The following is a 19,803-nucleotide window of genomic DNA, read 5'->3' on the forward strand; positions in this document are numbered from 1 at the left end:
CTTATTTTCGTGCGGCGATTTTTTCATCCCGGACGGCACTCAGCGCGAGAGCCAAGACATTCGCATCGCTCTGCCGCCGCTGCGCCATCAGCTCATTCATCGTGGTGATGAAATCAGCGCCGAGGTGAAGGATTGATTTTACGGCTCGAAAATCGCCTTTCTGGCAACGGTCCATCAGCAGATGGCCCCCAGGTGCTCCGGCTTGAATCAACAGCCTTGCTTCGTTCGTTTTCCCCTGGTCGTACATTTCCGATACTGCACGTTCCATAGCTGTATCTGCGAGGCCCGCTATACTCGCTGAGCGATACGAAGGCGTGACGCTGCCCGCTGCATCTGCCTCCGCCTTCAGATTTTTCTCCGCCGTAATGAGCACGCGCAGCCTCATTTCCTTTTCTGGATTTGTCAGCGTTTCGTCCTCGGCTAGATCCCATAGCGCATCGTCCGCAATAGCGCCAGCCTTCAGCAAAGTGGTCACTTCCGTTAGCTCGTTCGATTCGGCGTAATGCTTGAAAAGAGGTGTCTCGTCGGGATCGCCTATCAGCACGGTTTTCACTGCCCTCACGTTCCCTGATCTCACTACACTGTCCAGGACGGCCTCAAGCGCGCCTTGGCCGCTAAACCTATCCTGACGCAATATATTGCTCAGCAACAGCACCGCGTTGCCAGCACGTGAGGCAAGTGCCGCGTCATGCGTATGGCCCGTGCCGGCCTGCTCCGCGACACGCTGCAAAAGTGACGCTGGATCGGCTCCCTTGTTGGCGAACAATATTGCGGCATTGTTCATGTTCTCGCTAACAGCGATTTCCAACGCAGCATTGAGATCCCCTTTCGCCTCGATCAACACTGCCGACATTTTGATCGCTTGCTTTTCCATAGAGGAAAGCTCGTCCCTCACGTCCTTACGATTGGGCCGGCTCGCTCCCGCTTTGACCAAGGCTTGCATCAGATCCACATTTTCCAATGCGGCGGCCCGCATTAGCGGCGTATATCCTTGTCTGTCGGAAGCATCCAGCACTTGTGGATCGTCGCCGCAGTGAGCCAGTATCGTCTTCGCGATCTCGTTGTGCCCCATGGCGATCGCCATATGAAGGGGCGTTTGCCCGTGAGCGTCGTTTATCGCGGTGAGCTCGACTCCGCCTCGCTGAAACATACCAGCGACCTCTTCGTTACTCCCGTTGACCACGGCTGAAAAAAAGTCATCGTTGGGAATTCTTCCGGTTGATTCACCCGAAACGTTATGGAGCCCCGTTGCAGAAGGCTCCGAGACAAGGCGGCTTAGATCGATTTCCATGAAGTAGCTCGCAGAAAGAAAATGGAAAAAAGAGAGACGCCGGAAAGCATGCTTCCGAGCGTCAGGTTGAAGCGAGTACCTAAGGGCAAATCGACATCAACCCCCCCTTATGTCGCATCCCGCATAAAAATCGTTCCAATCAAGGATTTTCAGGCGTCCTATATCGCCGAAGCAAAGGTCGGTGTTCCGACGCAGGGCGAGACGTAGTGCACGCTATGCGCCCCGTACAGGCGTATTAGGGATTCAATGACTTGTATTTCTCGGGAAACGATCTATCATGCGTGAACTGACCGACCGGTCGGTCAGTTCAAGAAATACCAAGCAGCACACGCCTGAAGCACCAGTTTTCTCAAATAAAACAAGCAGATAGGTGGAGACAACATGAATAGCAATGTCCGCGTTACGCTGACTTTGTGGTTGATGCTTGCAGTATTCACGGCCCTGCCACAGGCCCAGGCAGCAGACGCTTTTCCGCAGCGCCCGATCCATTTGATTGTCCCTTTTGCGCCTGGAGGCGGCGCCGACAACAACGCTCGCCAAATCGCCGAGCCCTGGTCCAAAGCCCTGGGTCAGACCATCGTGATTGAAAACAAGCCAGGGGCGGGAGGCACTCTGGGCGCGAGCTACGTAGCACAGGCGGCTGCGGATGGCTACACCTTGCTTTACACCACGCCGGGGCAGCAAATGACGGCACCCTATCTGTTAAAGCAATTGCCGTATCGCCCTTTCGATGATCTCGTCTCTATCGGTAAAGTCACTGAAGGCGCAAACGTCCTGGTGGTTTCGAAAAATCTGCCGGTACATGATGTGCAAACGTTGATCGACTATGCCCGCGCTCATCCCGGCAAGCTCGGGTTCGCCAGCTCGGGGATCGGCTCCAGCAGCCATCTGGCTGGAGAGCTCTTTAAAAAAGAAGCTGGCATCGATATTTTTCACGTTCCTTACCGAGGCACAGGGCCAGCACGCACCGACGTCCTGAGCGGACAGGTGCCGATGACAATAGACACTCTCAGCGTCTATCTGCCGGATATCCGATCCGGCGCCGTACGTGCGTTGGGCGTGTCGACATCGACACGCAATCCCACAGCGCCCGACATTGCGGCCATTGCTGAAACACTGCACGGTTTCGAGGCCTATCCGGTCAACTACATCACAGCGCCTGCCCGTACGCCTGAGGCCATCATCAGAAAACTCAACGCCACGTTGAACCAGGCACTACAGGACCCCAAGTTGCGTGCGAGCCTGATCGCAGCAGGCACAACCCCGCAAGGCAGCACCCCCGAACAGATGGATGCACTGGTCCGTTCGGAAAGCAAGAAATGGAAAGCCCTCATCGAAAGCGCCCACATAAAAATCGAATAAGCGCTGCCCCTTTTTTCAAGCTGGACGGAGACAATGAATGAAAAAACTGCTGCACCTGTGCGCCGCTCTCATCAGCGCATCTGCAATCACGACAACCGCCGCGGCGGCTCAGGAATACCCCCATCAACCTGTCACGATCGTCGTCCCCTATGCGCCCGGCGGCGTGACAGACGTCTATGGCCGCGTCATTGCAGACTATCTGGGACGCCAATGGAAAGTCCCTGTCATCGTCAAGAACGAAGCCGGCGGCGGCACCATGATAGGTACCTCGGCTGTCGCACGCGCCGAGCCTGACGGCAACACTATCCTTTTGACCAGTTACGCGTACACGTCCAATCCCATCCTGCGCACAGATCTCTCGTATGACAAGGATGCATTTCGTCCCGTCATGCTCTTAGGCAACAGCCGCAACATGCTCGTCGTATCTGCACGCGGTGATCTGCATACGCTGGATGACGTCGTCGCCAAGGCCAAAAAGTCTCCCGGGAACTTGCGGCTGGCCTCATCGGGCATCGCCTCCAGTCCGCACATTGCCGCTGAATTGTGGGCCCGTGAAGAGGGAGTGCAGATTACGCACGTGCCTTATCGCGGCACCTCGCCTGCAATGAATGACGTCTTTGCAGGGGAAGTCGACGGCATATTCGATGGCCCGTCGGCCATGCCAAATGTCCGGGCAGGCAAGCTGCGGGCTATTGCCATTGCGAGCGAAAAACCGCATCCCTTTGCTCCCGGCGTACCCACATTCCGGGAACTGGGTGTGGATCTGGTATTTGGCAGTTGGTTCGGCTTTCTCGTTCCTAAGAACACGCCCGACGCCATCGTCGACAAGCTCAATGCCGACCTGCGCCGCGCCGTAGAAGACCCCACCGTGAAAGCCGCCATCGACAAAACGGGCCTGCTGTTATCCGCCGGGTCGCCTGAACAGTTTTCCGATTTCCTGAACTATGAATCGGAACGTCTGCAAAAACTCGCCAAGACGAGCGCCGACCTGCGCTTGCAATAAAGCCTGCCAGCAACACGAATGCCGTACTGACCCTGAACGAGGAGTAAAGCATGACCTATGAATGCCTGGAAGTCGAACGCGACGGCCATGTCGCCATCGTGTACTTGAACCGCCCGCCCGTCAATGCACAGAATGCGCAAATGCGTGCGGAAATCGTCGAGGTCTTCGATAGCTTCAACGATGATGATGATGTCCGCTGCGTCGTCTTGGCCAGCAAGACTGCCGTTTTCTCCGCCGGTGCAGACGTATCGGAGAGGCCGGCGATCAAACAAAAAGGGCCAGGTGCCTACTGGCGGCACAACCGCCTCGTGCGTGAATCGTCGCTGGCGATACAAGAATGCAACAAGCCCGTGATTGCCGCCGTCAATGGTCCTGCACTGGGCGCGGGCTTTGGCCTGATGACCTCGTGCGACATCTGGGTTGCGTCGAACAATGCCTACGTATCCATGCCGGAAATCAACGTGGGGCTGGCCGGAGGCACTGCGCTGCTGCAGCGCGTATTCGGCAAATCGCGCGCTCGCCGCATGTTCTTTACCGGCATGAAAGTCTCGGCTGACGAGCTCTATCGTTTGGGGTTAATCGAAGCGAGCTTACCTCCGGAAGAGCTCATGCCTTACGTCATGGAGCTTGCGCACGAAATCGCCAGCAAAGCGCCAATCGCCTTGCGTTATGCCAAAGAGGCCTCGCAAGTTACCTCCTCCATGCCGCCACGGGAAGGCTATCGCTTCGAGCAGAACATCACCGTCGCGCTCTCGAAAACCGAAGACGCCAACGAAGCCCAGCGCGCGTTCCTGGAAAAGCGCACGCCCGTCTATAAGGGCCGTTAATATGCCAGCAGAGCTGAATTCCCGGTATTTCTCGCTCTTGTCGGATGGCCATCGCGAGAGTGATCAGGACGCCGCGTTTCGTGCCGAGTTACGCCAATTCGCCCAAACGCACTGCCCTGACGACATCCGGCAAGCCGTCGCGTCCGGCGAAAAAATCACGCGTCCTGTCTACAGCAAATGGCAAGCGATCCTGTATCAGCGCGGCTGGGCGGCGCCAAACTGGCCGCTCGAGTATGGCGGTACGGGCTGGAGCCTGCGTCAGCGCATGATTTTTGAAGAAGTCATGGCCGACCAGGATTGCCCGCCGCTGTATCACCACGGCCTGGGCCACATTGGTCCAGTCATCATGCAGTTCGGCACCGAGGCGCAGAAGTCATATTTCCTGCCGCGCATTCTGGATACCACCGACTGGTGGTGCCAAGGTTATTCCGAACCTGGCTCGGGCTCGGATCTCGCCTCCTTGAGCACACCGGCGGTGCGTGACGGCGATCACTATGTCATCAATGGCCAAAAAATCTGGACCTCGCATGCCCACGAAGCGGATCGTATTTACCTACTGGCCCGCACATCGCGCGAGGCTAAAAAACAAGAAGGCATTTCGCTTTTCCTGATCGACATGAATACGCCGGGCATCACCGTACGGCCGATACGCACGATAGACGGCTGGCACCATGTCAACGAAACCTTTCTGGACAATGTCAGAGTGCCGGCGGACAGGCTTCTCGGCACAGAAGGCCAAGGATGGTCTTGCGCCAAATATCTGCTGGAGCGCGAGCGTCTGCCGCCCGCCAGTGTTTCGCAATTGATACGGCAATGGCGACGCGTGGCGCGCCTGCTGGCAGAACATCAGGCTAGCCAGCCTTTGCGCGACTTTTCCTCGCTCGAGCATCAAATGGCCATGCTGGCGGCACAAATCAAAGGCGCGCGGGAAATGTTGGCCTCGGCGATTGATGCCATGACGCGCCGCGAACCGTTAGGCGCCAAACCTTCCGCATTGAAACAGGCATGCAGCGCCATTGCGCAATCATTGACGAAAATCGCATTGCTCGTCGCTGGACCCGTCGGTGCACAGCAGCTCGTGCGTCATGACGACACATCGACAAGCGATGGGCTATGGGTACAGAACTACCTGTTTTCAAGGTCGAAAACGATCGCGGGAGGAACGACAGAGATCCAACTGAACGTCATCGCAAAATCGTTGTTTGGAGCATGAGACATGCCGTTTGAACCGAACACTTTGTTCCCGGGACTGTTATCGGAAAGTGCTGCCCGCGTCGCACAGGACGCGGCCAACCATTCTGACGTTCACCCCGCTGCCGCTCTCATCTGTGAAATGGGATGGAACGCTGTACTCGTGCCGGAGGCACAAGGAGGCGCCGGCGGCGACTTTCAAGACTTGGCGGCGATCATCGAGGGCCTCGCAACACATGCAGTCAACCTTCCCGTCGTGACGCGATGCGGCGTGATACCTGCCATATTGAATGCACTGCCCAAACAGCCTTCCGTACAGACATTGCAAACCGGTATCGCCGAAGGCGTATACATTGTCGAATCGGGAGGACCGCTCCATCCCGGCGATCCGACCCCGCCGTTATCGGCAAGCAGAGGCAAGCAAGGCTGGCAACTATCGGGAACCACCACCGGTATCGAGCTGACGGATGATTGCACCCATGTCCTGTTGATCGGCCGAGATGCCATCGACGATAAAGCCATTTTGATTAGCGTTGCCACAGAACGCCTGACGTGCAGCAAGACCATCTATCGCACAATGGATGACCGTCAGATTGCCATCTTTCATCTGGATGAGTTTCCCGTGCGTGACGATGATATTCTCGCCACCGGCCTAGCTGCCGTGCAGTCCATCCACGCGGGGTGGCGTATTGCTGCTGCAGCCACGGCCACCGACTCGGTATGCAGCATGGGCAGCGCCTTGAGCCGCACCATTTCGTATTTGCTGGAACGCAAACAGTTCGGCCACGCGCTCGCCGATTTCCAGGCGCTGCGCCATGACGTCGCTCGGCTATACGTCACGTACGAACTTTGCCGTAGCCTGCTGCAAGCTACCCTGAGAACCCTGGAACAATCTCAAGCGGACGGCGATGATACGTCAGCACTTGATCTGCTGGGCCTGTATATAGGGCAGGAAGCCATTCGATTTGCAGAAACGGTTATCCAGCTGCACGGCGGTATGGGCATGACTCTCGAGATGCCCGCTGCACAATTAGCGACTCGGCTATTAGCCAACGCATTACGCTATGGTGACCCCCTGACTTACCAGCAGAAAATCAATCGTCTGCAGTGTGGTGGACACACCTCTTTTTCCCATGCGGTGAATGCCCAGGTTTCGCGAGGCGACTGATGACTGCGATAGCACATCCTTTGCAATGTTTCTTTGACCCGACATCCGTCGCCATCATTGGCGCCTCATCGGATCCCGATAAACTCGGCGGTCGGCCGATTCGGTTCCTGCGCGAGGCTGGCTATGAAGGGAAAATATTCCCGATCAATCCGCGCTACGACACGGTCCAGGGCCTGAAAGCCTATCCCTCGCTGAACGATGTTCCCGATCCGATAGATCACGCCGTGATCATCGTTCCTGCGACGGGCGCCCACGACGCGCTGCAGGCTTGCATCGAGAAAGGAATACGTCACGTACAAATCCTCAGTTCGGGCTTTGCCGAAGACGGCCCCGCCGGACAAGTGTTGCAGGATGCGCTGGTTGCCTTGGCAGCTAGACACGGCGTGCGACTGCTAGGCCCCAACTGCCTGGGCATCGTCAGCACCAGCAACCGCTTTTATGCCACGTTTTCCACGGCTCTGGAGGCCCTCTCGCCTCGACCCGGCGGCATCAGCTTTGCGACGCAAAGCGGTGCATTCGGCTCGTGCGCCTACGCGCAAGCTATCCAGCGAAACCTGGGTATCTCGCGCATTGTCGCCACGGGCAACGAGGCGGATGTGGACGTTGCTCAGTGCATCGATTTTCTCGCCTCCGATCCCGCCACGCACATCATCTGCGCTGCGATCGAAGGATGCAGAGACGGCGACATGCTGCGCCAAGCCTTGTTAAAGGCCGCCGCCGCCAACAAGCCGGTCATCTTGATGAAGGTGGGAACCTCCTCGCGCGGACAGCTCGCGGCAGCCACTCACACGGGCGCGGTCGCAGGTAACGACCGCATCTTTGATGCCGTCATACGCGAGTGCGGCGCATATAGGGCGAACACCATCGAACAAATGCTGGATATCGCCTACCTGTGTACCCATCTGCCTCTGCCCGCCAACGCGCAGGCCGGCATTCTGACCGTCTCGGGCGGCATCGGCGTACTCATGACTGACGATGCCGAACGCCATGGCATTGATATTCCGTCTATTCCGCCAGCATTACAAAACCGTATACACGGGCTCGTTCCGTTCGCGATCGGCGACAATCCATTGGACACCACAGCGCAAGTCGGCGCAGTCAAGCAAGGCATCCCGGGGCTGGCCGAGATGCTTCTGCAAGACACCGATTGGTCCATTCTGTGTGTTTATCTGGCACAGATTCCCTGCGACGAACGCCGTTTTCCCGACATGCTGGAATCGCTAGGAAAACTGCGCCGCGACTATCCAGACAAGCTCATCGTGCTGGTCGGACCCCATAGCGAAAAAATGCGCGCAGAAATAGAAGCCCGTCATTTGGTTATCTTTGCAGATCCCGGGCGTGCCATGGCCGCATTAGGAGGGTTGGTCGCGTTGGTGGAACGGCGGCGCCATCTGGTCCGCCATCAGGAAACCACGGATCGTACCCCCATCGTTGCTGCCCCTGCTGTCGGCACGCAACTGGATGAAGCGCAAGCAAAACATATCCTCGCACAATACGGTTTGCCAATGCTGCGCGAAACGCTATGCACGACTGCCGAACAAGCCGTGCAGGCCGCCAACACGATCGGCTTTCCTGTTGTCGCGAAAATCGTATCGCCGGATATTCTGCATAAAACCGAAATGGGTGGCGTCCTGCTGGACTTGCCTGACGAGCAGGCGGTTCGAGACGCCTATGCCACGCTGCAACAGCGCGCCGCAAGCGTGCCGGGCAACCCACATATATCCGGCGTGCTGATTTCTCCGATGAGCAAAGGCGGCACCGAAACCATACTGGGAGTGCATGTAGATCCCTGGTTCGGACCCATGGTGATGTTTGGCCTGGGTGGCGTATCGGTAGAACTATTCAAGGACGTCGCCTTTGCCAGTGCACCGCTCACGCCAGCGCGCGCGCTCGCGTTGATCCAGTCTGTGCAGGCGTTCAAACTACTCAATGGATGGCGCGGCAAACCAGCACTCGATGTTTCTAAGCTGGTCGACGCGTTGGTTGCGCTATCGCATTTGGCGCACGACTGGCGCGCAGTCCTATCGGGCGTAGATATCAACCCCTTCATTGCGAGACAAGACGGCGCCGTTTGCCTCGATGCATTGATCACGCTCAAAAATGCCGCGCCAGCGTGAGCAGCTGTTCGTGCTGCGGGCAACATGCCGGGGGACGGTGAATCAGCACCTCCCCGTAGGCGCTGTTACCCAACTTGCGGCGCGCCCGCCATACGCACACACAAATCGAAGGCGCGCTGCAAGCCCTGCACGTTGGCGATGCCTTTGCCCGCGATATCAAAAGCACTGCCGCTGGCAGAAGTCGCCACCGGTACAGGCAGGCCGCCATGTAACGTGACGCCATGGTCAAAGCCCATGAGCTTCATGGCGATTTGCCCCTGATCGTGATACATGCAAACCACGGCATCAAAATCGCCTCGCCGCGCGCGGATGAACACGGTATCAGAGGGATAAGGGCCTGATGCGGCCACGCCGCGAGCTGCCGCCTCTCGAACGGCGGGCGCAATGAGATCGATCTCCTCTCGCCCGATAGAACCGCCGTCGCCGGCATGCGGATTCAACCCGCACACGGCGATACGCGGCTCGGATAGGCCACTACGGCGCAGTGCATCATCGATAAGATTGATCGCTTCAATCACACCTTCGGTGCTGAGATGATCGGCCACCTCACGCAGCGGTACATGGGACGTGACACGCGAGGTCCACAAATCATCGGTGATGTTGAATTCGCAGACGAAATCAGACACGCCAAAACGCTCTTGCATATGACGCAACTCGTCTTCAGCCTCCAGTCCGCCCAATTTCAGAGAATGTTTGTTCAACGGAGCAAACAGAATGCCCGATGCGTGACCTGCCGACACCAGATCAATGGCGCGCTCCAACGCCAGAAAGGCGGCCCTGCCGGCGAGCTCGCTCGACTGGCCGCGCTCGGGCAACCGACCACCCAGAGCGTCAATCTCCAGCAATGCAACTTCGCCTGACACCGGACGGATGTCTTTGATATCACGGGATATCCTGGTATCGATACGAACACCCGCTACACGTTGGGCGTCCTCCCAGACGCACGCATCCCCGACGATAAACAGTGGAAAGCGATTCAGGTTGTCAGGGTCAGATAACAAACGGGCGGCCATTTCAGGCCCGACACCGGCGGGATCGCCGAGTAGTACAGCGAGAGGCGGAACAGCAGACATAGAATTTGCAGACATAGTTAGGGCTTTACGGTTATTGCGCTTTTAGGCCCGCATTGGCGACGAGCTTGCCATAGCGGTCGAATTCTTCTTTATTGAACTGGGCAAACTGCTCGACACTCATCGAACGGATTTCGCCTCCCAGGGCGGCAATGCGCTCACGCGCCTGGGGCGTCTGCAGAACGGTCTGCAGCTCCTGACTCAGTTTCTGGACAATAGGATCCGGTGTGCCTGCCGTCGTATAGAGCGCATACCATATGCTCACATCGGCGCCTTTGACGCCCTGCTCTTCCAAGGTCGGAACATCAGGCAACTCGGCCGATCGACTCTGCGCGCTGACGGCCAGCGGACGCAGTTTGCCAGATCGGATCTGAGGCATGGCCGAGGATGAACTGTCGAATATCATCTCGATCTGTCCGCCTATCAGATCGATCTGGGCCTGGGCGCTGCCCTTATAGGGCACGTGATCAAGACGTAAGCCAGTCGCTGCCGCAAAGGCCACACCACTCACATGCTGGGTGCTGCCCACGCCGGACGAACCATAGCGGAAAGGCTGCGGCTGCTTACGCATGACCTGCAACAGATCATCGACTTTTTTATAGGGCGAGCTGGCCGACACCACCAGCACGCTCGGCATAACGGCGACCAGGCCTATAGGCTGCAAGTCGCGTAGCGGGTCATATTTCAGCTTGAGAATATGCGGCGCAATGGCTTGCGCCGTGGTGGTAGCCAACAGCAGCGTCAGCCCGTCTTTCTCTGCACGTGCCGCAATGTCGGCGGCGATGGTGTTGGACGCGCCGGGACGATTCTCCACAACCACCGACTGATCAAAATCCTTGCTAAATCGCTCGGCCAGCAGGCGGGCCAGAATATCAGTGCCGCCGCCAGGAGGAGAGCCGACCAGGATCCGCACAGGCTGAGAAGGATAGTTTTCTGCGGCGGCAACAACATGACAGGACCACATTGACACGACGGCAGCGCATGCCATCGCAGCGCGGGAAAAGGCATTCATGTTTGTCTCGATATCGTAATTGGTATGCTGGGCACGATAACAAGCAGAACTATTCCCAATCCAATCCTTTTTTGGCAGCCATTCATATATTTTTATATATGATGTTGAGCATGACAGATTTCACCGATGCCCAACTGCTGCTACGCTTGCGCACCCGCCAATTGCTGTTGATTCGTCTGCTGGATGTCGAACGCAACCTTGGCCGTGCCGCGGCCGCGCTCAACATCAGCCAGCCAGCAGCCACCAAACTGCTGCAACAGGCAGAGGAAACGCTCGGCGTCAGACTATTTCAGCGAAGCCCGCGCGGTATGCTGCCCACGACAGCCGGCGAAGTCGTCGTGCGTTATGTACGTACGCTATTCAGCGATTTTGGGCTCATGCGTGAGGAGCTGGCGGCCCTGGCCTCAGGACTAAAGGGTCACTTACGTATCGGCAGTGTGCCCGGCGCCGTCCCTTCGCTCGTAGCCCCTGCCCTGATCGAATACAAACGCCGGCACCCCAATGTGCAGGTCAGTGTCATCGAGGACACCAGCAACGTTATCGTGCATCTCCTGGCACGCGGCGAAGTCGACCTCGTGTTGGGGCGTCTTACGGAGGAACATGTGGCTGGCAGCTATGACGTCAGTCCATTATCCGAAGACACCCAGGTGCTGGTCGTCCGTCAAGGACATCCCTTGCTTCAACAGAGCAGTGTCTCGCTCACGGAATTGATCTCCGCCGCCTGGATCATGCAGCCACCCGGTGCACCTCAGCGCACCCGCCTAGACGCTGCGCTACGCGAAGCCGGAATCACGCGCAAGCTCAATATCACCGAGACATCATCTACGGTGTTGACGACGGCCTTGCTGCAGATCTCCGACATGGTGGCTGTCATGCCAACCTCGCTGGCCAGGCACTATGGACGGTATGCCGGATTGTGCACAGTCCCTCTCAATACGCCAATGCGCTTGCCGGCCATCAGCCTGATTACCGTGACAGGGCGCCCTTTGAGCGCGGCCGCAGCCCATTTCGCTCCGATGGTCAGAGCGTTGGCCCAAGAGGGCAGCCTTCCCTAGATTCAAGCGCCGCCAGTTCAGCGACAAAATTCAACTTGATCCTGCACTGACCCGTCAGCATCGGGCAAATACTGCTGAGCCTCGCGGAGATATTGAAGAGGCGGGACGAAGGAATTACTTTTTGGCCGCGCAAAGACAAAACCCCTCGCAGCGTATGCTGGAGGGGTTTTGCGGGATAAGAGCCTGACGATGACCTACTTTCACAAACGAATGTTCACTATCATCGGCGCAAAGGCGTTTCACTGTCCTGTTCGGGATGGGAAGGAGTGGGACCACCTTGCTATGGTCGTCAGGCGTAAGGGGTTGGGCTGGTAGAGGATGAGTCTACGAGCCCCAATTTGGAAGAAGCACGACGTGTTGCGCGAGTCAGGTGCAGCGGGTGCACCGATCGGCGAGCAACAGGGGGTTATGTTTGACGAATTCTTTCTATATAAACGGCACTTGTCGCTACGGTCTCATATCAGGTCATAAAACCCACAGAGTTATAGGATCAAGCCGCACGGGCAATTAGTATCGGTTAGCTCAACGCATTACTGCGCTTCCACACCCGACCTATCAACGTTCTGGTCTCGAACGACCCTTCAGGGGGATCTAGTCCCCGGGATACCTAATCTTCAGACGAGTTTCCCGCTTAGATGCCTTCAGCGGTTATCTCTTCCGTACTTAGCTACCCGGCAATGCCATTGGCATGACAACCGGTACACCAGAGGTACGTCCACTCCGGTCCTCTCGTACTAGGAGCAGGCTCCGTCAAGTATCCAACGCCCACGGCAGATAGGGACCAAACTGTCTCACGACGTTTTAAACCCAGCTCACGTACCTCTTTAAATGGCGAACAGCCATACCCTTGGGACCGGCTACAGCCCCAGGATGAGATGAGCCGACATCGAGGTGCCAAACACCGCCGTCGATATGAACTCTTGGGCGGTATCAGCCTGTTATCCCCAGAGTACCTTTTATCCGTTGAGCGATGGCCCTTCCATTCAGAACCACCGGATCACTATGTCCTGCTTTCGCACCTGTTCGACTTGTCAGTCTCACAGTCAAGCACGCTTATGCCATTGCACTATCAGCACGATTTCCGACCGTACCTAGCGTACCTTCGAACTCCTCCGTTACACTTTGGGAGGAGACCGCCCCAGTCAAACTGCCTACCATGCACTGTCCCCGATCCGGATAACGGACCAAGGTTAGAACCGCAAACAAACCAGGGTGGTATTTCAAGGTCGGCTCCACCGAATCTAGCGACTCGGTTTCAGCGCCTCCCACCTATCCTACACAGGCCGGTTCACAGTCCAATGCAAAGCTACAGTAAAGGTTCATGGGGTCTTTCCGTCTAGCCGCGGGGAGATTGCATCATCACAAACACTTCAACTTCGCTGAGTCTCAGGAGGAGACAGTGTGGCCATCGTTACGCCATTCGTGCAGGTCGGAACTTACCCGACAAGGAATTTCGCTACCTTAGGACCGTTATAGTTACGGCCGCCGTTTACCGGGGCTTCGATCAAGAGCTTGCACCCCATCACTTAACCTTCCGGCACCGGGCAGGCGTCACACCCTATACGTCGACTTTCGTCTTGGCAGAGTGCTGTGTTTTTAATAAACAGTCGCAGCCACCGATTCTCTGCGGCCCCTTCGAGCTCTGCGCGCAGGCGCATCACCCTACCGGGGCATACCTTCTCCCGAAGTTACGGTATCAATTTGCCGAGTTCCTTCTCCTGAGTTCTCTCAAGCGCCTTGGAATATTCATCCCGTCCACCTGTGTCGGTTTGCGGTACGGTCTCGTACAGCTGAAGCTTAGAGGCTTTTCTTGGAACCACTTCCAATCACTTCGGTCCACATGGGACCTCGTGCCACACCCTTGAATTTCGCGCCCGGATTTGCCTAAAGCGCCTTCTCTAATGTAGCAACAGGGACTTCCAACACCCTGATGACCTTCCGCGATCCGTCCCCCCATCGCACTGTACGACGGTGCTGGAATATTAACCAGCTTCCCATCAGCTACGCATCTCTGCCTCGCCTTAGGGGCCGACTCACCCTGCGCCGATGAACGTTGCGCAGGAAACCTTGGACTTACGGCGAGGGGGCTTTTCACCCCCTTTATCGCTACTCATGTCAGCATTCGCACTTCTGATACCTCCAGCAGCCTTTACAAGCCACCTTCGCAGGCTTACAGAACGCTCTCCTACCGCGTGTACCAACGGTACACACCCGCAGCTTCGGTTTATTGCTTAGCCCCGTTACATCTTCCGCGCAGGACGACTCGATCAGTGAGCTATTACGCTTTCTTTAAAGGGTGGCTGCTTCTAAGCCAACCTCCTGACTGTCTATGCCTTCCCACTTCGTTTCCCACTTAGCAATAATTTGGGACCTTAGCTGGCGGTCTGGGTTGTTTCCCTCTTGAGTCCGGACGTTAGCACCCGGTGCTCTGTCTCCCAAGCTGTACTTGCAGGTATTCGGAGTTTGCCATGGTTTGGTAAGTCGCCATGACCCCCTAGCCATAACAGTGCTCTACCCCCTGCAGTAATACTTGAGGCACTACCTAAATAGTTTTCGGAGAGAACCAGCTATTTCCAGATTTGTTTAGCCTTTCACCCCTATCCACAGCTCATCCCCTAATTTTTCAACATTAGTGGGTTCGGTCCTCCAGCACGTGTTACCGTGCCTTCAACCTGGCCATGGGTAGATCATCTGGTTTCGGGTCTACACCCAGCGACTAATTCGCCCTATTCGGACTCGCTTTCGCTACGCCTTCCCTATTCGGTTAAGCTCGCCACTGAATGTAAGTCGCTGACCCATTATACAAAAGGTACGCCGTCACCCCATTAAGAGGCTCCGACTGTTTGTATGCACACGGTTTCAGGATCTATTTCACTCCCCTTCCGGGGTTCTTTTCGCCTTTCCCTCACGGTACTGGTTCACTATCGGTCGATCACGAGTATTTAGCCTTGGAGGATGGTCCCCCCATCTTCAGACAGGATTTCACGTGTCCCGCCCTACTTCTCTTACGCTTAGTTCCACAATCCAGATTTCATCTACAGGGCTATCACCTGCTACGGCCGGACTTTCCATTCCGTTCGATTATCTGTACTGCTAAATCGTAAAGGCTACTCCGATTTCGCTCGCCACTACTTTCGGAATCTCGGTTGATGTCTTTTCCTCGAGCTACTGAGATGTTTCAGTTCACCCGGTTCGCCTTCGCTGGCCTATGTATTCAGCCAGGAATACTGCATCGCTGCAGTGGGTTTCCCCATTCGGACATCTGCGGATCAAAGCTTGTTTGCCAGCTCCCCGCAGCTTTTCGCAGGCTACCACGTCCTTCATCGCCTGTGATCGCCAAGGCATCCACCATGTGCACTTAGTCGCTTGATCCTATAACACTAGAGTCTTATAGGACGCTGATATGTTTCGCGTTTGTGCCGTTCATAAGTTTCAAAGCGACAGATCTCTCGATCCATCTTGAGAACTAGAACTAAATCTTAATGCAATCACAACCCGCATTTACGTTTCATCAACTCTCGTCGACTACTTCATAAACGCTTTCGTTGTGCTTCTTCCTAATTGTTAAAGAACGAATGTATAACCTTGTTGAGCAAAACCCAACACATAACACTGACTCGCAGCACTATGTGTTGAACTCTACAACCACACCAGAGTAATGGTGGAGGTGAACGGGATCGAACCGATGACATCCTGCTTGCAAAGCAGGCGCTCTCCCAGCTGAGCTACACCCCCATTTTCCTATCCGCTTCACTCAGGCATCTCTACCCTCGCGCCGCACACAGTAAAACCTGGTGGGTCTGGTTGGATTCGAACCAACGACCCCCGCCTTATCAAGACGGTGCTCTAACCGACTGAGCTACAGACCCAAATTTCTTCGGATCAGTCAGCCCAGAATCCGCAGACCACAGGGAGGTATCCCCTCTCGACTGCCGACTGCTCACCGATCCCAGCTATACATCTCACAAACAACCGATAAGCGTGGACGCTTAATAGCCACAGCTCGCTCTTAAAGGAGGTGATCCAGCCGCACCTTCCGATACGGCTACCTTGTTACGACTTCACCCCAGTCATGAATCCTACCGTGGTAATCGCCCCCCTTGCGGTTAGGCTAACTACTTCTGGTAAAACCCACTCCCATGGTGTGACGGGCGGTGTGTACAAGACCCGGGAACGTATTCACCGCGACATGCTGATCCGCGATTACTAGCGATTCCGACTTCACGCAGTCGAGTTGCAGACTGCGATCCGGACTACGATCGGGTTTATGAGATTAGCTCCACCTCGCGGCTTGGCAACCCTCTGTCCCGACCATTGTATGACGTGTGAAGCCCTACCCATAAGGGCCATGAGGACTTGACGTCATCCCCACCTTCCTCCGGTTTGTCACCGGCAGTCTCATTAGAGTGCCCTTTCGTAGCAACTAATGACAAGGGTTGCGCTCGTTGCGGGACTTAACCCAACATCTCACGACACGAGCTGACGACAGCCATGCAGCACCTGTGTTCCAGTTCTCTTGCGAGCACTGCCAAATCTCTTCGGCATTCCAGACATGTCAAGGGTAGGTAAGGTTTTTCGCGTTGCATCGAATTAATCCACATCATCCACCGCTTGTGCGGGTCCCCGTCAATTCCTTTGAGTTTTAATCTTGCGACCGTACTCCCCAGGCGGTCAACTTCACGCGTTAGCTGCGCTACCAAGGCCCGAAGGCCCCAACAGCTAGTTGACATCGTTTAGGGCGTGGACTACCAGGGTATCTAATCCTGTTTGCTCCCCACGCTTTCGTGCATGAGCGTCAGTGTTATCCCAGGAGGCTGCCTTCGCCATCGGTGTTCCTCCGCATCTCTACGCATTTCACTGCTACACGCGGAATTCCACCTCCCTCTGACACACTCTAGCCCGGTAGTTAAAAATGCAGTTCCAAAGTTAAGCTCTGGGATTTCACATCTTTCTTTCCGAACCGCCTGCGCACGCTTTACGCCCAGTAATTCCGATTAACGCTTGCACCCTACGTATTACCGCGGCTGCTGGCACGTAGTTAGCCGGTGCTTATTCTGCAGGTACCGTCAGTTGCCTCAGGTATTATCCAAGACCGTTTCTTTCCTGCCAAAAGTGCTTTACAACCCGAAGGCCTTCATCGCACACGCGGGATGGCTGGATCAGGGTTGCCCCCATTGTCCAAAATTCCCCACTGCTGCCTCCCGTAGGAGTCTGGGCCGTGTCTCAGTCCCAGTGTGGCTGGTCGTCCTCTCAAACCAGCTACGGATCGTCGCCTTGGTAGGCCTTTACCCCACCAACTAGCTAATCCGATATCGGCCGCTCCAATAGTGCGAGGCCCGAAGGTCCCCCGCTTTCCCCCGTAGGGCGTATGCGGTATTAGCTACGCTTTCGCGTAGTTATCCCCCGCTACTGGGCACGTTCCGATACATTACTCACCCGTTCGCCACTCGCCGCCAGACCGAAGTCCGCGCTGCCGTTCGACTTGCATGTGTAAAGCATCCCGCTAGCGTTCAATCTGAGCCAGGATCAAACTCTTCAGTTCAATCTCTGTTTAATTCGCACCCCGTTCTCACGAGGCACTTCACTCAAAGGAAGTGAGGTTCTATGAATATCTTTGACATTCAAGGTACTTCACTTCAAATGTGTGCGCTTGATTTTGTTTAGCTTCCGAGCACCCCGACGAATCGGAGCCACTCGTGCTGCGCTACCAAGCGCCCACACTTATCGGTTGTTTCGTTGTTAAAGAGCAGGCACTGCATATACTGCATCGCGTCGCTTTCGCTTCGCATCTGCCACTGTGTCAGCAGCAGAGAAACGAGATTATGAAGGCTTTTTTTCACGCTGTCAAATCGATTCGTTTTCGTTTCGATCTGCACTCTTCATCACCTCACAACTGCCAGGTCGCCCCGGCTGCTGCCTCGGTCATTCGGGATATCAGGGTTAACCCTAACCTCACCAACTGCCGAGCCCGAAATATTAACACACTTTTTAAATTCGGTGCAACTAGATCTCAAATAATCATCGTCGCGGGAATTTACTGCGTTACCACTTCGGCCTCACCGCCCGAATCCGTCTCGTCTGAAACTGCGTTTCGTCTGAGTTCGTGTTCAAGCAGCGAAGGAGCGAGACTATAGCACATGACATTTGCGTGACGCAAATCGGACGAATTAACGGGCTCAATCACTCCGTCGACAGGAGACAGGATCATTCAAGCCCTTGTTATATATAGGAGCCTCTATGTATAGATTAAAGAGAAGGAACGGCAGCAGGACCGTATCGATACTCCCGGCCTGCCGCGCTCCGTATCAAGACCATAGCCAGAAAGCCCGACGATTCTCCTCCAATCGACGCGTGGCCTCGGCTTCGCCCAGTAGCGACTCCGGTACGCCGATGTCGCGTAACACGTCATTGCCCAGTTCGCTCAGGGCAACAACCGTTTGTTTTCTAGCGCGGCGAGTGAGAAAGGCTTGCCACCAGGCCGCCCAAAGCCCAGCGGCGCGGTTCGTGCGCGGCGCCGCCGCAGAGCGAATCGAAGCGGTTAGATGGGGAGCTGCAGTGTTTGCAACAGCGAGTATTCCCGGCGATTTCATGTGTGTCTCCCAGTAGATGTCCCACACTGGTTAGCGTAAAAGCACAATGGCGCGCTGTGAATCGCATTGTTCCGGCCATATTGGTCGGTTATGCTTACCAGTATGAGCCGACTACCTTTGAACACCCTGCCCGCTTTTCGTGCGGTGGCCGAGTTGCAGAATCTGCGCGCCGCCGCGGAGCGGCTGCACCTGAGCCACAGTGCGGTCAGCCAGCAGATTCGCGTGCTGGAGGAACAGCTGGGCTTTGCACTGTTCGATCGCCAAGGAAGGCGCGTGATCCTGAACTGTGCGGGCCGGGCACTGCTCTGCAGTGTGCAGAACGCTTTGGCGCAATTGGATGATGGGGTGTTGGCAGCGGCGTCGTTTGCACAGGGCGCGGACCAGCATTTGCGCGTGTCGGTCTTGCCCTCGTTCGCGCAACGATGGCTCTTGCCCCGAATGGCGCGCTGGCGAGAGCGCCACCCCAATCTGACGCTGGAAATCGAGACGTCCCAGCAGTTGGCCGACCTGCAACGCGATGGATTTCATGCTGCGCTGCGCTCGGGGCGCGGCCCCTGGCCAGGAGTGATGTCGGAACCGCTATTCGATATTCCCATGCCGCTCATTGTGTTGGCAGCCCCGGCTACGGTAAATAGATTAGATGATCTGCACCCGGAAACGCTGGCGCGTCAGCCGTTGCTGGGGGACAAGGAACTGTGGCGGCAATGGTTCGCCGCGGCAGGGTTGGCCGCGAATGTCACGCCGGTGGCATCGTTCAATGATGCCGGCATGATGCTGGAGGCTGTGGAACAGGGATTGGGGCTCGCATTGGGCCGGGAACTGCTGGCGGTCGATGCCTTGCGCGCGGGAAGGTTGGTGAAAGTATCACCAGTAAGCATAGATTTCGAGCCTGCGGAGACTTATCACCTGGTGTATCCCCCGGGGCTCAGAGATTGGCCGCCGCTATCGGCTCTACGGCAATGGATCCGTGACGAACTGGAGCGCTCGCGCGACATCTTGATCGCTGGCAATGCAGAAAATACTGCAGACTCCGCTGAGACTGTCACATCGCCCCCCGGGCCCTGACGTAGTGCAAATGTGCAATTCCGGACCATCTGGCGCATCCAAACAGGTTTTG

Annotated in this window: 11 protein-coding genes, 2 tRNA genes and 3 rRNA genes; 8 read left to right on the forward strand and 8 right to left on the reverse strand. The window is 56.3% G+C overall.

Annotation, left to right across the window (positions count from 1 at the left end):
* Position 1: 1 nt before the first annotated feature.
* The gene (locus CAL20_RS18215) at positions 2-1,291 is read right to left on the reverse strand and encodes an ankyrin repeat domain-containing protein (protein WP_094838573.1); all 1,290 of its coding nucleotides are present in this window, start codon (positions 1,289-1,291) and stop codon (positions 2-4) included.
* A 381-nt stretch (positions 1,292-1,672) separates the two neighbouring features.
* Here CAL20_RS18215 and CAL20_RS18220 point away from each other — a divergent pair, with 381 nt between their 5' ends.
* From CAL20_RS18220 to CAL20_RS18245, 6 genes are read left to right on the forward strand one after another with little or no spacing between them, the layout of a single operon-like run.
* A complete protein-coding gene (locus CAL20_RS18220) occupies positions 1,673-2,653 on the forward strand; it encodes a Bug family tripartite tricarboxylate transporter substrate binding protein (protein ID WP_094822322.1) in 981 nt (326 codons plus the stop codon).
* Positions 2,654-2,690: 37 nt separating this feature from the next.
* Positions 2,691-3,656, forward strand: coding sequence for a Bug family tripartite tricarboxylate transporter substrate binding protein (locus CAL20_RS18225; protein ID WP_094822323.1), 966 nt, complete (start codon positions 2,691-2,693; stop codon positions 3,654-3,656).
* Positions 3,657-3,706: 50 nt separating this feature from the next.
* Complete coding sequence (locus tag CAL20_RS18230) at positions 3,707-4,483, forward strand: enoyl-CoA hydratase/isomerase family protein (RefSeq protein ID WP_094822324.1); 777 nt, start codon at positions 3,707-3,709, stop codon at positions 4,481-4,483.
* Between the two features lies 1 nt (position 4,484).
* The gene (locus tag CAL20_RS18235) at positions 4,485-5,696 is read left to right on the forward strand and encodes an acyl-CoA dehydrogenase family protein (protein WP_094838574.1); all 1,212 of its coding nucleotides are present in this window, start codon (positions 4,485-4,487) and stop codon (positions 5,694-5,696) included.
* 3 nt (positions 5,697-5,699) lie between these two features.
* Positions 5,700-6,842, forward strand: a complete 1,143-nt coding sequence (locus CAL20_RS18240; RefSeq protein ID WP_094838575.1) for an acyl-CoA dehydrogenase family protein — start codon at positions 5,700-5,702, stop codon at positions 6,840-6,842.
* A complete protein-coding gene (locus tag CAL20_RS18245; protein ID WP_094838576.1) occupies positions 6,842-8,959 on the forward strand; it encodes an acetate--CoA ligase family protein in 2,118 nt (705 codons plus the stop codon). Before CAL20_RS18240 ends, CAL20_RS18245 begins: the two co-directional genes overlap by 1 nt.
* A 65-nt stretch (positions 8,960-9,024) precedes the next feature.
* On the opposite strand, the gene CAL20_RS18250 is transcribed toward CAL20_RS18245, so the two are convergent.
* The gene (locus CAL20_RS18250; RefSeq protein WP_254924183.1) at positions 9,025-10,032 is read right to left on the reverse strand and encodes a 4-hydroxythreonine-4-phosphate dehydrogenase PdxA; all 1,008 of its coding nucleotides are present in this window, start codon (positions 10,030-10,032) and stop codon (positions 9,025-9,027) included.
* A 31-nt stretch (positions 10,033-10,063) separates the two neighbouring features.
* Positions 10,064-11,041, reverse strand: a complete 978-nt coding sequence (locus CAL20_RS18255; protein WP_094838577.1) for a Bug family tripartite tricarboxylate transporter substrate binding protein — start codon at positions 11,039-11,041, stop codon at positions 10,064-10,066.
* A 110-nt stretch (positions 11,042-11,151) separates the two neighbouring features.
* On the opposite strand from CAL20_RS18255, the gene CAL20_RS18260 reads away from it, so the two are divergent.
* Positions 11,152-12,096 (forward strand): LysR family transcriptional regulator, encoded by a 945-nt coding sequence (locus tag CAL20_RS18260; RefSeq protein WP_179266698.1) that lies wholly within the window; start codon positions 11,152-11,154, stop codon positions 12,094-12,096.
* Positions 12,097-12,277: 181 nt separating this feature from the next.
* Here the strand turns inward: CAL20_RS18260 and rrf are convergent.
* The 5 genes from rrf to CAL20_RS18285 form a co-directional block, all read right to left on the reverse strand.
* Positions 12,278-12,390 (reverse strand): 5S ribosomal RNA (gene rrf / locus CAL20_RS18265).
* Between the two features lie 192 nt (positions 12,391-12,582).
* Positions 12,583-15,468 (reverse strand): 23S ribosomal RNA (locus CAL20_RS18270).
* A 287-nt stretch (positions 15,469-15,755) separates the two neighbouring features.
* Positions 15,756-15,831: transfer RNA gene (locus tag CAL20_RS18275), tRNA-Ala, on the reverse strand.
* A 57-nt stretch (positions 15,832-15,888) separates the two neighbouring features.
* Positions 15,889-15,965 (reverse strand) — tRNA-Ile (locus tag CAL20_RS18280).
* A gap of 142 nt (positions 15,966-16,107) precedes the next feature.
* A 16S ribosomal RNA gene (locus tag CAL20_RS18285) occupies positions 16,108-17,638 on the reverse strand.
* Together the 16S, 23S and 5S rRNA genes with 2 tRNA genes alongside form the textbook arrangement of a ribosomal RNA operon.
* A gap of 1,138 nt (positions 17,639-18,776) precedes the next feature.
* Here CAL20_RS18285 and CAL20_RS18295 point away from each other — a divergent pair.
* Positions 18,777-19,751: a LysR substrate-binding domain-containing protein gene (locus CAL20_RS18295; protein ID WP_094838579.1), complete on the forward strand. Its 975-nt coding sequence runs from the start codon at positions 18,777-18,779 to the stop codon at positions 19,749-19,751.
* The last annotated feature ends 52 nt before the right edge of the window (positions 19,752-19,803 follow it).

This window comes from Bordetella genomosp. 4 (genome assembly GCF_002261185.1).
Classification (GTDB): Bacteria; Pseudomonadota; Gammaproteobacteria; order Burkholderiales; family Burkholderiaceae_B; genus Bordetella_A.

Coding starts and splice junctions, on each gene's coding strand:
- CAL20_RS18215 (WP_094838573.1), bottom strand. CDS start 1,291: ATGGAAATCGATCTAAGCCGCCTTGTCTCGGAGCCTTCTGCAACGGGG.
- CAL20_RS18220 (WP_094822322.1), top strand. CDS start 1,673: ATGAATAGCAATGTCCGCGTTACGCTGACTTTGTGGTTGATGCTTGCA.
- CAL20_RS18225 (WP_094822323.1), top strand. CDS start 2,691: ATGAAAAAACTGCTGCACCTGTGCGCCGCTCTCATCAGCGCATCTGCA.
- CAL20_RS18230 (WP_094822324.1), top strand. CDS start 3,707: ATGACCTATGAATGCCTGGAAGTCGAACGCGACGGCCATGTCGCCATC.
- CAL20_RS18235 (WP_094838574.1), top strand. CDS start 4,485: ATGCCAGCAGAGCTGAATTCCCGGTATTTCTCGCTCTTGTCGGATGGC.
- CAL20_RS18240 (WP_094838575.1), top strand. CDS start 5,700: ATGCCGTTTGAACCGAACACTTTGTTCCCGGGACTGTTATCGGAAAGT.
- CAL20_RS18245 (WP_094838576.1), top strand. CDS start 6,842: ATGACTGCGATAGCACATCCTTTGCAATGTTTCTTTGACCCGACATCC.
- CAL20_RS18250 (WP_254924183.1), bottom strand. CDS start 10,032: ATGTCTGCTGTTCCGCCTCTCGCTGTACTACTCGGCGATCCCGCCGGT.
- CAL20_RS18255 (WP_094838577.1), bottom strand. CDS start 11,041: ATGAATGCCTTTTCCCGCGCTGCGATGGCATGCGCTGCCGTCGTGTCA.
- CAL20_RS18260 (WP_179266698.1), top strand. CDS start 11,152: ATGACAGATTTCACCGATGCCCAACTGCTGCTACGCTTGCGCACCCGC.
- CAL20_RS18295 (WP_094838579.1), top strand. CDS start 18,777: ATGCTTACCAGTATGAGCCGACTACCTTTGAACACCCTGCCCGCTTTT.